The following is a 13,485-nucleotide window of genomic DNA, read 5'->3' on the forward strand; positions in this document are numbered from 1 at the left end:
CACTCCTTAGGTGTCCTGAGGGTCCAGCAGCTGCCGCAGGGCAGCAAGTGGGTGGTCCGACTCGTCAGTATGGCCGGAACACGGATTGGTATTCAAGTCGGTTCCGCACACAGTGCAAAGTCCTTTGCAGTCGGGCCGGCAGAGAGGGGCCAGCGGAAGGTCCAGCACGACCTCGTCTCGAACTGCCGGTTCGAGGTCGATCGTCCCGTCGGACTGGAGGCGGCGGCCGTCTTCGTCGGGCACCGCCTGGTAGACCTGCATCACATCGACCGACCGTTCATCGTCCCATTCGGATAGGCAGCGGTGACAGGTAAGGGTCGCTCGGAATGTCGCTCTGCCGTTGGCAACGACACCGTCGGACAAGGCCGAAACCCGCAACGTCAACCGGACGTCGTCATCGACCTGCCCGCTGTCGAGGTTCACCTCGACATGGCCTTGAACCCGGTATTCGCGGTGGTCCCCGGGCCGCAGTTCACCAACGGCGACGACGAACGGCGAGGGAACAGAGTCACCCGAAGCTCTACTCACTCAGGTACCTCTGGTGGAGCGGGACGCGCCCGATGGAACTCGGCTCTGGCCTCCCGGATCTGTTTGAGCAGGTTGGCGAAGAGTATCTCGAGATGCTGGAGCCGGTCCTCGGCAAAGTCCTCGGCCTCGAGGCGAATACGACGAGCATCCCCCTCGGCGTGACGGACCAGCGTGTTTGCCTCTTCGACGGCCTCGGCAAGAACGTGGGAATCGCTGACGAGTTCACTTGCGCGTTCTGTGGCCTCGCGGCGGATCTGCGCGGCCTTCTCCTGAGTCCGAGCGATGAAAGCCTCACGCTCGCGAATCATCCAGCGTGCCGTCCGTAACTCCTCGGGTAGTTCGGCCTTGACCTGCTGGAGCGCCCTGATCATTGCCTCTCGATCCAACCGGACCTGATCGGAGAGCGGAACGGACCGCGCCTGTTCAACACCCCGGATGAGGCCATCCAGGAGCTCGACCACGCCTGTCGGATCCGGAAGCTCGACCATCTCCTCAACTTCCCGGTCTTCTGGAATCTCATTCATCGCGGCATCTTTGCGTTGATCGCCCGCTGCACTTCGGCAGGCACCAGGCGGTCGGTGTTTCCACCCAATCTTGCCACTTCTTTCACGAGCGATGAGGAGATGTACCCATGTGAAGGGTTGGTGGCGACGAAACAGGTCTCGAGTCCCGACAGGTGATGATTCATCTGCGCCATCCGGAGTTCGCTGTCGAAATCGGCGACCCCGCGCAGCCCCTTGACGATCACATCGATCCCTCTTCCCACGGCGAAGTCGACGAGGAGCCCGTCGAAAGCCTCGACGCTGACCCGGTCGACGTCGCGGAAGACTTCCCGGAGTAGATCCACACGCTCTTCGGCGCCGAACATCGGGCTCTTGGAAGGATTGCCGATGACGCCGACCAAGACCTCGTCGAAGATGGCGACGGACCGCCGGATCACATCCACGTGCCCGTTGGTCGGCGGATCGAAACTGCCTGGGCAAAGTGCAATGGTCAAGGCATCTTCCTCTCGTATCGCCAGAGGCGAGTTCCTCCGTACCGGCGGGTATCGACCCTGCTCAGACCGGCCGGCGCATCCGGCTCGGCTTCACCGTCGGGACGGTGAAGAACGACGGTCCCTCCGACAGGAATCCTACCGGCGATGAGTGTCAGTATCTCACTTACGGAAGCAAGATCCAGTGCATACGGCGGGTCGACGAACACCAGGTCGAACTGATCTCCCGTTGACTTGAGGTATCTGACGACGTCTTCGGCGACGATTCGACCCCCGAGCCCCACCATCCCGATATTCTCCCGAAGGGCCTCGAGCGCGGGTCGTCCCTGCTCAACGAATACCGCCGAAGCGGCTCCCCTGCTGAGGGCCTCGAGACCGAGTGAACCGGAGCCTGCGTACAGGTCGAGCACCCGGCCGGCCCGAATGAGTTCGCCCAGCGAAGAGAAAAGGGCCTCCCGGGCGCGATCCATCATCGGCCTGGTGGCCATTCCCCTGGGGCTACGCAACCGGCGGCCGCGCGCTTGTCCGGCAATGATTCTCATGCGGGGCAAGGCTACTTGTCGGAACATCCAAACCTCCGTTGGCCGAGAGCCGTGCCTGCAATGGGATGGTCACGCGCGCCGTACTCGTCGGTGTGGGAACGGTCGCTGGTTGACGACCATCGCGCCGCGAGTCTCCTCCCTCTCCGTCGCTGTTCGTTCTCGACCGGCATTCGATCGAGAAACGGAAGAAGGGGGCGCGCCCGGCCGGACCGTCAGCTCGCCGGCTCGAATCGGCCGGACGGGTCCGGGCCGGCATCCTGTCTCAGGACACGAACAACCACTCGACGGCGTCCCCGAGCATCTCTCTGATCTCTTCTCTGATCTCCGGATGTGCGACTAGTTCAGGATCGCGGGCGACCAGATCGAAAGCCTCTCGCCGCGCCGCAATGAGTGTGTCGGTGTCCTTGAGGATGTCGGCGAGTCTCAGATCGGCCAGCCCGGACTGGCGGGTACCGAACACCGTTCCCTGCCCTCGAATCCGCAGATCCTCTTCGGCCAGCCTGAAGCCGTCGTTCGTGGAGACCATTGCCGCGATCCTTGCTTCGCCCTCGTCGGTGGTCGGGTCGGCCACGAGGATGCAGAAGGAGACATGATCTCCTCGCCCGACGCGGCCGCGCAACTGGTGAAGCTGGCTGAGTCCGAATCGATCGGCGTCCTGTATGACCATCATTGTCGCGTTCGGGATGTCGATACCGACCTCTATGACGGTTGTGGCCACCAGGATGTCGATCTGCCCTTCCCTGAAGCCCCTCATCACGGCTTCCTTCTCCCTCGACGGCAGCTGACCGTGCAGGAGCCCGAGCCGCAGATCGGGAAATACGCCTTGGAGACGTTCGTACTCGACGGTGGCGGAGGCAGCTTCGATCTTCTGACTGTCCTCGACCAGCGGGCACACGAAGAAGGCTTGCCGGCCCCGGGCGACTTGTTGCCGGACCTCCTCGTACACGCCCGACAGAGCCGCCGGATCAACGGCACGCGTCTCGACAGGTGTCCGACCGGGCGGCATCTCGTCGAGCACCGAGACATCGAGATCGCCGTAGAGGGTCATGGACAACGTACGCGGGATCGGCGTTGCGGTCATGATCAACAGATCGGGGTCTACGTCTACCGCCTTTTCCTTGAGGAGCACCCGCTGATGGACACCGAAACGGTGTTGCTCATCGACGACGGCCAACCCGAGGCGGTTGAAATGGACGCCTTCCTGTATCAAGGCATGGGTGCCGACCACCACGTCGATCTTCCCTTCACCTATCCAGCCGACGAGTTCTTCGCGTTTCGTTGTTCCCCGCGGCCTGAAGTTGACTTCCGCATGACTGGCGGTGAGCAGCGCCATGGATACCTGGTGTTCCCCCGGTTCCTCCACGAACAGCGAATCCATCCCAGTTCCGTCGCTCGTGGGCGGCTGCATTCCGGCCGACTCGATGAGACCCGAGATCCCCAGGAAGTGCTGCACGGCCAGCACCTCGGTAGGTGCCATGACCGCCGTTTGATAGCCGCTGCCCACGGCGGCCAACAGAGCGAACACCGCCACCAGCGTCTTGCCCGACCCAACTTCGCCCTGCAACAGCCGGTGCATCGGGTGTGGAGCTGCCAGATCATTGAGAATGTCGTAGACCGACTGGATTTGGGCGTTGGTCGGCGGAAACGGAAGGTGGTGGGCAAACGCCGATGCCAGTGGATTGGCCTCCCGCCCGGCCAGCCGGGTGCCGGGCGCGTTCGCATCCACGCCGGAGAGGAGGTGCCGGATTTCAGGCGGGTAGATTCCCTTTGCCCGGCCGCTCCCGGTCATCCTCTCCATTGCACTCATCAGTTCGCCGGTACTGCTCACCAGCTTCTCCGCCGAATCCAGGAGAGCACCGACGGCCATCGCGATCCGGCGGACCTCCTCGGCATCGCCTCGCCCCTCGGCCGCCACCGCCAGAAGGGCATCGGCCAGGTCGGGAACCTGCCCGGCCAGGGACTCGATCTTGGCGGCGTCATCGACTTCTCCCGAAGCCGAGGCAAGGAGCGTGGCGACGTTCCCATCGAGAGAAGCCGCGATTTCACCGATGAACTCCCCTGAGGCGCCCTCGTGCGCAATCCATTGCAGCTTCATCCGGGTTGCCACCAGCGACATGTGACGGCGCACGAGATGCGGGTTGACGCGATGGCTGAATCCCTGAGCTTGATCGATCATGCGGCGTTTGTTCAAAGCCAGCGCTACTTCGAGGCGGAACAGCTCATCGAAGACCAGACGGCGGCGGGCGGGCTGCACGTCCTCCATGGTCTCCGGGAAGTGCATGCCGGCTATGGCCAGGTCGCGGTCGATCAGGCCGAGGCGGACGACGAGGTCCGCCGGCAAAGGATCGAGCACCGGTCTCGAGCGCAACAGGGCATTGTGTACGGCACGGCGCATGTGGCCGGGTCCGACTTCCCCGATCGACGGGTGGATCGGAACGACACGTCCCGTCACCAATGATTCGAGGTCGCCGGTCAGCATGTCGACGGCAGGGCTGTTCATCTGCCGTCTGCCCTTTCTCGCTTCGAGCTTGCCGCTCACCGCAACTTCGGCACCCTCAGTGAGCTGGCGAGCACGAAACGCCTGGTTGAACCAAACGCACCGGAGGCTTCCTGTTTCATCGGCGAGGTCAGCCTCGACGATTGTCAGGTTGCGGCGCGGGCGACGCGTTGACACCCTGCCCACCCGGCCCATGACCGTCACCTCCTCGCCGACAGGCAGCGAGTCGATTGGAGTGACGGTGCTGCGGTCCAGGTATCGCCTGGGAGTGTGCAAGAGGAGGTCGGTGACAGAGGCGATACCTGCCTTCCGCAGGGATTGACCACGCTTCCCCGTCAAGCCCTTGACTTGCTCGACGGGGACCGACGTCAGGTAGGCGAGGCTTCGACCAGTCACTCCACGGAGAGATAGTAGGGGTAGAGCGGTTGACCACCGACGACCACCTCGATCTCGACATCCGGACGCTGCTCGGCAATCCAGCGCACGGCGGCTTCGGTGGCTTCCTCGAGCGCGCCTTCTCCGGTGATGAGCGTTACCAGCTCTCGTTCCGGATCGACCAGATGCTCCAGCAACCCGACCAGTGCTTGTGCGAGAGACTCAGAAGCAGATGTGATCTCTCCGTCGGCCAGGCCGAACCAGTCGTCTTTGCGGATTTCGCCGAAATCGACGACCGCGTTCCGTACCGCCCTCGTGACCTCACCGGTGATCACCGAGTCGGCTGCCGCTCTCATCCGGGCCACCAAGGCGTCGATGTCGGGAGCATTGGGCATGAAAGAGACCATTGCGGCCAGTCCCTGCGGCACCGACCGTGTCGGAACGACGTGGACCCGCTTCGTGCTGTGCGCATCGACCTGATCGGCCACCGGAATGATGTTCTTGTTGTTGGGCAGCAAGATCACCGTCCCTGCCGGCAGAGCTTCCACCACTTCGAGAAGGTCGGCTGTCGAGGGGTTCATCGTCTGTCCGCCCTGCACGATGCCGGATGCTCCGTTCGTCCGGAACAACTCGGCAATACCATCCCCTGCTGCCACCGGGACGACGGCGACGGGGGCGTTGAAGTACTCGCTGATCGGCTCGAAGCCGGGTGTGTGAAACGCACTCTCGCCGACCTGGTCCAGGAGGTCCGTGACACGAATGTCGCGAACGCGCCCGACATCGATTCCGGCCTCGATGGCCGCTCCGATGTGGTTGGTGTGAATGTGGCAGTTCCACATGCCATCTCCTCCGACGACCACAATCGAGTCTCCAAGCTCACCCCAACCGTCGCGAAAGCCGTCAACGCTCTCGGCTTCCAGGAAGAACATGACCTCATAGCGAAGATCACTCTCCTCCCGCTGTTTGTCCGCTCCTGCCGCTACCGCATCCACGAAGAGCCGGTCCGGAAAGACCACATCGGTACCCGTCACCTCTTCGAGGAAAGCGCCGATGAGGAGGAGCAATCCGGCGCCGCCGGCGTCCACCACTCCTGCTTGTTTGAGCACCGGCAGCAGTTCCGGAGTCTGCTCCAAGGCCAGCTCGGCACGTTCGTAGACGCGCTCCAGCAATGTGCTGAGATCCTCCTCGGCGGCAGGATCCGCATCTGCGGCAGCTTCCGCCGCCGCCCGGAGCACGGTCAGAATCGTTCCTTCCACCGGGCGCAACACTGCCTGATAGGCCGCCTCCGAAGCCAGGTCGAGTGCCTCGACTAGATCGGCGGAGCCGACATCCGACCGAGACCGGAATGTATCGGACAAGCCACGGAGAATCTGCGAGAGGATCACGCCGCTGTTGCCTCTTGCGCCCATCAGAGAGCCGTGGGCGATTGCCTGTGATACCTCGGCCATACTCTCCGCATCACCGATGGCATCGATCACCGACCCGACGGTGAGCCGCATGTTCGTACCGGTGTCGCCGTCCGGGACCGGGTAGACGTTCAGCCGGTTGAGAGCTTCGCGATGCTCCCCGAGCCGGTCGTAGTAGAGTTCGATTATCCGCTTGAGGCGGCCGGCATTTAGCCGCATAGAAAAGTCCCTAAGGTCAGATCGGCCGAGTATACGGTTTCCCGGCAGATCGCTCCGGTGCTAAGCTCCGGCGCCGTTCCCCAAAGGTTTACTGATGTCCTATCGCTGTGAAGTCTGCAACAAAGAACCGAGCTTCGGCAGGAAGGTCTCCTTCTCGCACAAGCGTTCCAACCGCCGCTGGACCCCCAATATCCAGCGTGTGCGCGTCAAGCACGGATCGAACACCAAACGAGTGCGGGTCTGCACCTCCTGCCTCAAAGCCGGCAAGGTCGAGAAGGCCTAGCCGACCATCATGCAGGGCGTCGTCAAGACATACGACACCGGCACCCAAACCGGCGTCATCGTCCTCGATCCCGAACGAGACGAGGTCTACCTGCGCCCCGGCTCACTGGAAGGCAGCATGTTTCGTTTCCTGCGGCAGGGCCAGCGCGTGACCTTCGACCTGGTCGAAGACGAAGACAAGAGTTTCGTCACCAACGTGCGCATCGGCCACGACGGGTATTGAGGCGTCCGCCGGTCGCTGCCGGCGACCGTCGGGGAACATCTGCCGATCAGCCGAGAACGCTGTCGAAGGCATTCATCGATGATCGGAGATGGCCGAGAGTCGCCTCGGCTGCTGCTTCCGGGTCACGGTTCTGAATCGCGGTCAGGATTGCCCCATGACCCTCATTGGCTTCGCTCAGCAGACTTGGAGCTTCCAGGGCGACCCCGACGTACATCACCGATGCATCTTGCAGGGTCCGGATGATCCCGGCGATGCGCGGTGAGAGGCTGGTCTCGTAGATTCCCATGTGGAACTCGCGGTTGAACTGAACCCAGCGTGCCGGGCTGGTCTCCTCCAGCATTAGCTGGTGAAGGCGCTCCAGACGTTCGAGGTGCTCGGGGGTGACTCGTTCGACAGCCTTGCGGATCGCCATCGGCTCGAGGAGCATCCTGACCTCGTAGATCTCCTTGAACTCCAGGAGGCTCAGCTCCTGGACCACTGCGCCGCGATGCGGATCGAATCTCACCAGCCCTTCGGATGCGAGATCACGCAGGGCTTCGCGCACGGGAGTAGTGCTCACCTCCATCATCTCCGCGAGGTCGGATTGAACGAGCCGGGAACCGGAGGGAAGCTCGCCGGCGAGAATCTTGTCGCGCATGAGTTCGAGAACGAGCTCATGAGTAGTGCGGCGAGCATCCGAAATCGACCGGGCATTCGCCACGACGGGCTCCATCGAGTCTTTCACTCCACGCTCCCTTCGACTCTTCCCATTGCCATACCTTCCATTCCGTCTCCGCGCACAAAACCCGCATGCTCTGAACAGGTTCCGGGCAACGCGATTCGAACGTCTGTGCCCGGATCTACCCAGCGGAGCCCTCGCTCAACCAAGCTAAATCGCCGTAGAACATCGTGATCGCGGCCGGTCACAACACTCAGTGATCTGATATCCTACAGGATGCAGGATGGAACGTCGGCCGGAAACGAGGAGCATCATGTCAGAGGGTCCCTGGAAGTCAGATCTGTTCTTCTCCAGCCCATGGAACTACTTGCCGGAGGTCACGGATTCGTTCCAACTCCCGGACAAGATTCAAATACATGATGTCACCCTGCGTGACGGCGAACAGCAAGCGGGTGTGGAGTTCACGGCCGACGAGAAGGTCCGGATCGCCGAAGCACTGTCGGAGGCAGGCATCCACCGGATCGAGGCGGGCCTTCCGGCTGTGTCCCCTTCTGACACCGAGGCCGTGAAGAGGATTGCGGCGGCAGGATTGGACGCAGAGATCTATGCGTTTTCCCGTTGCATGGTGAGCGACGTCGAACTGGCACTCGAGTGCGGAGTTTCCGGCGTGATCATGGAGGTGCCGGCGAGCCACCATGTGATCGAGAAGGCCTACCGGTGGCCGCTCGAACGGGCAATCGAGGCTTCGATAGAGTCGACGCTCTTCGCACACGAGAACGGTTTGAAAGTCACCTTCTTCCCGATCGACGCCACCCGCGCCACGATGACGGACCTGCTGGACGATCTCGAGGCCGTGGCGACGAACGGCTACGTGGACAACATAGGTCTCGTGGACACGTTCGGTGTGTGCTCGCCCCATGCCATCACCTACTACACACGTCGCGTGAGGGAACGACTGAAGGTTCCGGTCGAAACACACTTCCACATGGACTTCGGCATGGGTGTCGCCAACACGATCCTGGCAGCCGGGGAAGGTGCCTCGGTGCTGCAGACCACAGTCAGCGGCATAGGTGAGCGGGCAGGCAATGCCCCGACAGAGGAAACAGTCCTGGCGCTCCTGACGATGTACGGGATGGACCTCGGGATCAAGACGGAGAAGTTCACGGAGATTGCCCGTCTGGTGGCCGAACTCTCGGGAGTTCACCAACCGGCGAACCGGCCGGTGACCGGCGAGAAACTGTTCAACGTCGAATCTGGAATCATCACCACCTGGCTCAAGAACGTCGGGGACGATCTCACCGAACCCTTCCCCTACCGGCCCGAACTGGTCGGACAACCTCAACCCGAATCGGTACTCGGCAAAGGGTCGGGCCTCGACTCGGTGGCCATCTGGCTGGGCAAGAACGGGATCAACGACGCAGAGACGTCCCAGATCGAGGCCATCCTCTCCGAGGTCAAGGGAAAGTCGCTGGCCAAGAAGGGACTGCTCGACAACGACGAGTTCCTCGACATCGTCCGCGAGGTGCTGCCGGACCGGGTATAACGACGGCGCCGCGGGCAACCCGAAACCCAACACGGCCGCGGCATTGCATGCCGCGGCCGTCCTAATTCAGCCCGAGGATCTCAACCGTCGATTCTCCGGACCGGATACGGGCCATCCAGTTTCGCTCCTGGGCTGCCAAACGTTCGACCGCACTCAACGCCTCCGCCGTGTCTTGGACCGGAACGACTGTGACTCCATCGGCGTCCCCGACGACCATGTCGCCGGGGTTGACCACGACACCTCCACACTGGATCGGAACACCGTGAGCGCCCCGGAATCCTTTGTGAGGGCCTGCCGGGCAAGTCGCCCTGGCGAAGACCGGAAACTCCAACGAGGAGATTTCGTCGATGTCTCGAACGGCGCCGTCTATGACCACACCGACTAATCCCCGCTCGATCGCCGCCACGGTCATGACCGCGCCCCAAACCGCCCGGGCTGTGCCCCCCTGCGCGTCCACGACGAGGACGGATCCGGGCCTTGCCTCCACCAGCGCTCTGTGGATGGTCGACGAGTCTCCGATGCCCGTGGTGACTGTGTGAGCCGGACCGGCGAGCCGCTTGCCGCTCAGGCGCCGTATGCCGCCGTCCATCGCGCCCATCCGACCAACGACATCTGAGAGGTTGGCAGTGGCAATCCCGATCCACGCGTCGGGATCGAAGCCGTCCGGCGGAGTCAATCGTTCTCCCTGCTGCGCACGACTGCACCGAGACAGGAAACATCGAGATCGCCGAAACCGAGCTCCAACCCGGCCCGAGTTAGTTCTCGGACGGCCTCCACGACACCACCCGGCCCGAACTCCTCGCCGACCAGTTCCATGTCTTTCGCAGCCTGACGAAGCGAGAATCCCCCGGAAGGTGCGTCACCGGCTATGGAGTCGGCTCGGGCGGCGGCGAGGGGGGAGATCCGCTCGATGACGGAAGCGAAGGTCGGGATATCCAGATTGGGCTCGCGTTCGCGAACCCACGACAGGCTCTCGGCTGCGGCGGCGATCACGGAAACCAGAAAGCCGTTCACACCCAGCTTCGCGACCGATCCGCTGCCGATCGGGCCGAACACCACCGTCCGTTTCGCTATCGCGTCGAACAGGCTCTGGTATCGGTCGAACAACGCCTGGTCTCCGCCGCCGAGGATCGTGAGCTGCGCGTTCTCGGCAGGCTTCACAGAACCGCTGACCGGCGCGTCGAGAAACTCGAACCCGGCCCCGACCACGCGTTCGGCGAGGCCCTCGGCAGCAGCTGGTCCAACAGTGGAAGACTGGATCAAGACCGATCCCGGTCTTGCTCCGCTTGCCCACCCGCCATCTCCAAACACGACCTCCTCGACTGCATCGGCGGCCGAAACCATCACAAACGCCACTCCGGAATGCTCGGCGACGGCCTTCGGGGAATCGACGAGGTCGACGCCGTCGGGCGCCTCGACCGGCGATCGGTTCCAGGCGAACACACGATGCCCCGATCGAGCGAGGTTGGCGGCCATCGGCCGTCCCATCGCGCCTAGTCCCATGAATCCAACATCCATGCCAAGTCTCCTTCAGTAGCGGCCGGGCAACAACGTCGGCCGGTGCCCCGGCGAAGAGCCTCGGGTTGCCGAGCCTGTGCTCCCGAGCCTATCTCCAACTTCACCCGACCGGCGGCGGACCGCGCTGCCGGACCTACGGAGCAACCACCCGGTTGCGAAGCCTTCCCAGGCCCTCCACCTCGCATTCGACCACGTCACCGGGCCGGAGGAAACGAGGCGGATCCATGACGAAACCGACGCCGTGCGGAGTCCCGGTCAACAGCACATCTCCGGGCTCGAGTGTCATGCCCCTGGCGAGGAAATGGATCAGGTGATCGACGGGGAACAGCATCTCGCTGGTGGAGGAGTCTTGTCGAACTTCCCCATTGACCAGGGTCCTTATGCCGAGCGCCTGAGGATCCGGCACTTCGTCGGCCGTGGTGATCCACGGCCCGATTGGACAATAGGTATCGAAGCTCTTCGATCGGACCAGCTGACCGTCGGACTTCATGCAATCTCGCGCCGTCACGTCGTTCGCCACGGTGTAGCCGAAGACCGACCGAAGGGCTTCGCCCTTGGCGATGCCTTTGGTGCGGGTTCCGATGATCGCGGTTAGCTCGGTCTCATAGTCGGCCATGGCGGTCATCTGTGCGTCGACGACTATGTCATCGGTCGGACCCGTCAGTGAAGTGTTGGCCTTCATGAACAGGATCGGGTTCACCGGCGGTTTCGAGTTGGTCTCGCGTATGTGATCCGAGTAGTTGAGACCGATCGCCATCAACTTGCCCGGCGCGACGACCGGAGCAAGGAACACAGGATCGACGGCACCTCCTCCGAGCGCCGCGACGTCCAGCGCAGCAAGAGCCTCTGCCGCAGCTACCAGTTCCGGCGTGGTAGCCACATCGATTCCCAAAGACCCGAGGTCGAGCCATGAATCGTCTCCACACCGGACTGCATAGGCAGGGCCGGAAGGCCCGGCTATTCGAGCAATTTTCATGGTTCTATTCCTTTCGGATCAGCCTGTTCCCTGGATCTCGAAGATCTCCGACTTGTGCCAGAACAGCAGCTTCCTCTCGGTCCAGGCCACGAGGCCGAACAAGAGAAGGCCGATTATCCCGAGATAGACGATCAGGGCGAATACACGGTCAATCCTCAACGTTTGCGCGCTGAAGCGAATCAGCTCACCCAATCCATGGCCCCCACCCAGGTATTCACCGACCACCGCCCCGACCACAGAGAACACCGCGGCAGTCTTGAGGCCGGCGAAGATGAACGGCAATGCGGAAGGCAGTTTCAACTTGCGCAACGTTTGCCATCTGGTCGAGTCCATCGATTGGAACAGCATCAGGGATTCCGACTCAACCGCCGCCAGACCGGCCGCCGTATCGACAATCACGGGGAAGAAAGCGATGAACGCCGCCATGACAATCTTCGAGTTGACGCCAAACCCGAACCAGGCCACGAAAACCGGGGCGAAAGCGACCTTCGGAAGTGCGTTGAACGAAACCAGGTAGGGCATGACCGCTCGCCGCCCCAACCGGGTTTCGCCGACGACTACCCCGAGAAGGAAGCCGAGGGTCGCAGCAGACAGAAATCCCCAAATCACCTCCTGGGAGGTGATCCAGAGTCCTTCGGCGACATGCCCACCGGTAAAGATGTTCTTGGTCGTATCCCACAGTTCCTCGAACATATCAACCGGTCCGGGGAAGAGTATCTTGGTGCGCTCCGGCATCTGGCCGGAGACCAGCCACCAGATTCCCATCATGGCGAACCCCAAAACGGTGATCGAAACCCACTGGGGCACCCGGTCGATCCACTTGCCCGAATACCAGAGTTCCTCTGCGTCGGACATCTCGCTGGGAGCGCCGAGTATTTCAGTCTTCTGACTCATGCCAGGCCTCCGCCGTTCATGCCCATGTCGAGACTCGCACGGACCTTCCGCACCAATGCACCAAACTCCGGGGTGGTCATCATGTCGAGTGTGCGCGGGCGTGGGAGGTCCACTTCCACGATGGTGTCGATCCGCCCGGGACGGGCGGACATGACGAACACCTGGTCGGCCAGGAAAACCGCCTCGGGAATCGCATGCGTGACCATGAATGAAGTGGCTTCACGCTCCAGGCAAATCCGCTGCAACTCGACGTTCATGTACTCACGGGTCAACTCGTCAAGCGCACCGAAAGGCTCGTCGAGCAGCAGTATCGCCGGCCCGGTTACGAGCATCCGGCAAATGGCGACTCTCTGCGCCATTCCCCCCGACAGCTCGAACGGACGCACCTCGTCGAATCCCTTGAGTCCTACCAGCTCCAGTAGGTTGAGAGCATCTTCGGATCTCGCTTTCGCCTCCGCCGCGCCCGATCTGATCTCGATCGGCAACAGCACATTGTCGAGCGATGTCCGCCAGGGCAGCAGCGTCGGCTGCTGGAACATGATCCCGATGTCCTGGCGGGGGCCGGTAACCGGCTCGCCGTTGAGCAGGATCTCCCCGGAGGTCGCCGGTATCAGCCCGGCCATGATCTTCAGGAGGGTCGACTTCCCGCAGCCGCTGGGGCCGATGACACTGGTGAAAGTGCCGTGGCGAAGAGTGACATCGACATTGTCGAGGGCCTTCAAGCCGCGTTTGTGAAACGTCTTGTTGAGTTTGGTGATCCTGACGACTTCATCGTTGATCGGGCGGGACTCCTGTCCCGCCCGATCAACCGAATCGGTTGATTCGATCAT

General features: G+C 62.5%; 15 protein-coding genes. 3 read left to right on the forward strand and 12 right to left on the reverse strand.

Annotated elements, in window-relative coordinates; all coding sequences use genetic code 11:
• Positions 1–6 precede the first annotated feature (6 nt).
• The 6 genes from VLT15_04880 to VLT15_04905 all read right to left on the reverse strand — a co-directional run bounded on the left by VLT15_04880 (position 7) and on the right by VLT15_04905 (position 6,561).
• Positions 7–528: a DUF177 domain-containing protein gene (locus VLT15_04880; protein HSR44551.1), complete on the reverse strand. Its 522-nt coding sequence runs from the start codon at positions 526–528 to the stop codon at positions 7–9.
• Positions 525–1,052 (reverse strand): hypothetical protein, encoded by a 528-nt coding sequence (locus tag VLT15_04885; protein HSR44552.1) that lies wholly within the window; start codon positions 1,050–1,052, stop codon positions 525–527. The genes VLT15_04880 and VLT15_04885 overlap by 4 nt, the downstream gene beginning before the upstream one ends.
• Positions 1,049–1,525 carry a pantetheine-phosphate adenylyltransferase gene (gene coaD / locus VLT15_04890; GenBank protein ID HSR44553.1) on the reverse strand — a complete coding sequence of 159 codons (477 nt, stop codon included), beginning with the start codon at positions 1,523–1,525 and terminating at the stop codon, positions 1,049–1,051. Before coaD ends, VLT15_04885 begins: the two co-directional genes overlap by 4 nt.
• The gene (rsmD, locus tag VLT15_04895) at positions 1,522–2,064 is read right to left on the reverse strand and encodes a 16S rRNA (guanine(966)-N(2))-methyltransferase RsmD (protein ID HSR44554.1); all 543 of its coding nucleotides are present in this window, start codon (positions 2,062–2,064) and stop codon (positions 1,522–1,524) included. The genes coaD and rsmD overlap by 4 nt, the downstream gene beginning before the upstream one ends.
• Before the next feature lie 262 nt (positions 2,065–2,326).
• Positions 2,327–4,957: an ATP-dependent DNA helicase RecG gene (locus tag VLT15_04900; protein HSR44555.1), complete on the reverse strand. Its 2,631-nt coding sequence runs from the start codon at positions 4,955–4,957 to the stop codon at positions 2,327–2,329.
• Positions 4,954–6,561, reverse strand: coding sequence for a DAK2 domain-containing protein (locus VLT15_04905; protein ID HSR44556.1), 1,608 nt, complete (start codon positions 6,559–6,561; stop codon positions 4,954–4,956). Before VLT15_04905 ends, VLT15_04900 begins: the two co-directional genes overlap by 4 nt.
• A gap of 94 nt (positions 6,562–6,655) precedes the next feature.
• On the opposite strand from VLT15_04905, the gene rpmB reads away from it, so the two are divergent.
• Positions 6,656–6,844, forward strand: a complete 189-nt coding sequence (gene rpmB, locus VLT15_04910; GenBank protein ID HSR44557.1) for a 50S ribosomal protein L28 — start codon at positions 6,656–6,658, stop codon at positions 6,842–6,844.
• A gap of 9 nt (positions 6,845–6,853) precedes the next feature.
• Positions 6,854–7,066 (forward strand): cold shock domain-containing protein, encoded by a 213-nt coding sequence (locus tag VLT15_04915; GenBank protein HSR44558.1) that lies wholly within the window; start codon positions 6,854–6,856, stop codon positions 7,064–7,066.
• Positions 7,067–7,112: 46 nt separating this feature from the next.
• Here the strand turns inward: VLT15_04915 and VLT15_04920 are convergent, their stop codons facing one another.
• Complete coding sequence (locus VLT15_04920; protein ID HSR44559.1) at positions 7,113–7,790, reverse strand: GntR family transcriptional regulator; 678 nt, start codon at positions 7,788–7,790, stop codon at positions 7,113–7,115.
• Positions 7,791–8,007: 217 nt separating this feature from the next.
• Here VLT15_04920 and VLT15_04925 point away from each other — a divergent pair, with 217 nt between their 5' ends.
• Positions 8,008–9,267 (forward strand): pyruvate carboxyltransferase, encoded by a 1,260-nt coding sequence (locus VLT15_04925; GenBank protein ID HSR44560.1) that lies wholly within the window; start codon positions 8,008–8,010, stop codon positions 9,265–9,267.
• A gap of 61 nt (positions 9,268–9,328) precedes the next feature.
• On the opposite strand, the gene VLT15_04930 is transcribed toward VLT15_04925, so the two are convergent.
• From VLT15_04930 to VLT15_04950, 5 genes are all read right to left on the reverse strand, one after another.
• Positions 9,329–9,943: a hypothetical protein gene (locus VLT15_04930; protein HSR44561.1), complete on the reverse strand. Its 615-nt coding sequence runs from the start codon at positions 9,941–9,943 to the stop codon at positions 9,329–9,331.
• A complete protein-coding gene (locus tag VLT15_04935) occupies positions 9,940–10,785 on the reverse strand; it encodes an NAD(P)-dependent oxidoreductase (GenBank protein ID HSR44562.1) in 846 nt (281 codons plus the stop codon). The genes VLT15_04930 and VLT15_04935 overlap by 4 nt, the downstream gene beginning before the upstream one ends.
• A 133-nt stretch (positions 10,786–10,918) precedes the next feature.
• Positions 10,919–11,761: a fumarylacetoacetate hydrolase family protein gene (locus VLT15_04940; GenBank protein HSR44563.1), complete on the reverse strand. Its 843-nt coding sequence runs from the start codon at positions 11,759–11,761 to the stop codon at positions 10,919–10,921.
• 18 nt (positions 11,762–11,779) lie between these two features.
• Positions 11,780–12,655 (reverse strand): ABC transporter permease, encoded by an 876-nt coding sequence (locus tag VLT15_04945; protein HSR44564.1) that lies wholly within the window; start codon positions 12,653–12,655, stop codon positions 11,780–11,782.
• Positions 12,652–13,485, reverse strand: a complete 834-nt coding sequence (locus VLT15_04950; GenBank protein ID HSR44565.1) for an ABC transporter ATP-binding protein — start codon at positions 13,483–13,485, stop codon at positions 12,652–12,654. The genes VLT15_04945 and VLT15_04950 overlap by 4 nt, the downstream gene beginning before the upstream one ends.

Source organism: Acidimicrobiia bacterium (assembly GCA_035471805.1).
Classification (GTDB): Bacteria; Actinomycetota; Acidimicrobiia; order Spongiisociales; family JAHEDJ01; genus JAHEDJ01.

What these genes read in the sequence shown, in the direction of transcription:
- VLT15_04945 (HSR44564.1), bottom strand. Translation starts at nt 12,655, where the DNA reads ATGAGTCAGAAGACTGAAATACTCGGCGCTCCCAGCGAGATGTCCGAC.
- VLT15_04905 (HSR44556.1), bottom strand. Translation starts at nt 6,561, where the DNA reads ATGCGGCTAAATGCCGGCCGCCTCAAGCGGATAATCGAACTCTACTAC.
- VLT15_04935 (HSR44562.1), bottom strand. Translation starts at nt 10,785, where the DNA reads ATGGATGTTGGATTCATGGGACTAGGCGCGATGGGACGGCCGATGGCC.
- VLT15_04885 (HSR44552.1), bottom strand. Translation starts at nt 1,052, where the DNA reads ATGAATGAGATTCCAGAAGACCGGGAAGTTGAGGAGATGGTCGAGCTT.
- rpmB (HSR44557.1), top strand. Translation starts at nt 6,656, where the DNA reads ATGTCCTATCGCTGTGAAGTCTGCAACAAAGAACCGAGCTTCGGCAGG.
- VLT15_04925 (HSR44560.1), top strand. Translation starts at nt 8,008, where the DNA reads ATGGAACGTCGGCCGGAAACGAGGAGCATCATGTCAGAGGGTCCCTGG.
- VLT15_04915 (HSR44558.1), top strand. Translation starts at nt 6,854, where the DNA reads ATGCAGGGCGTCGTCAAGACATACGACACCGGCACCCAAACCGGCGTC.
- VLT15_04940 (HSR44563.1), bottom strand. Translation starts at nt 11,761, where the DNA reads ATGAAAATTGCTCGAATAGCCGGGCCTTCCGGCCCTGCCTATGCAGTC.
- VLT15_04950 (HSR44565.1), bottom strand. Translation starts at nt 13,485, where the DNA reads ATGATCGAATCAACCGATTCGGTTGATCGGGCGGGACAGGAGTCCCGC.
- rsmD (HSR44554.1), bottom strand. Translation starts at nt 2,064, where the DNA reads ATGAGAATCATTGCCGGACAAGCGCGCGGCCGCCGGTTGCGTAGCCCC.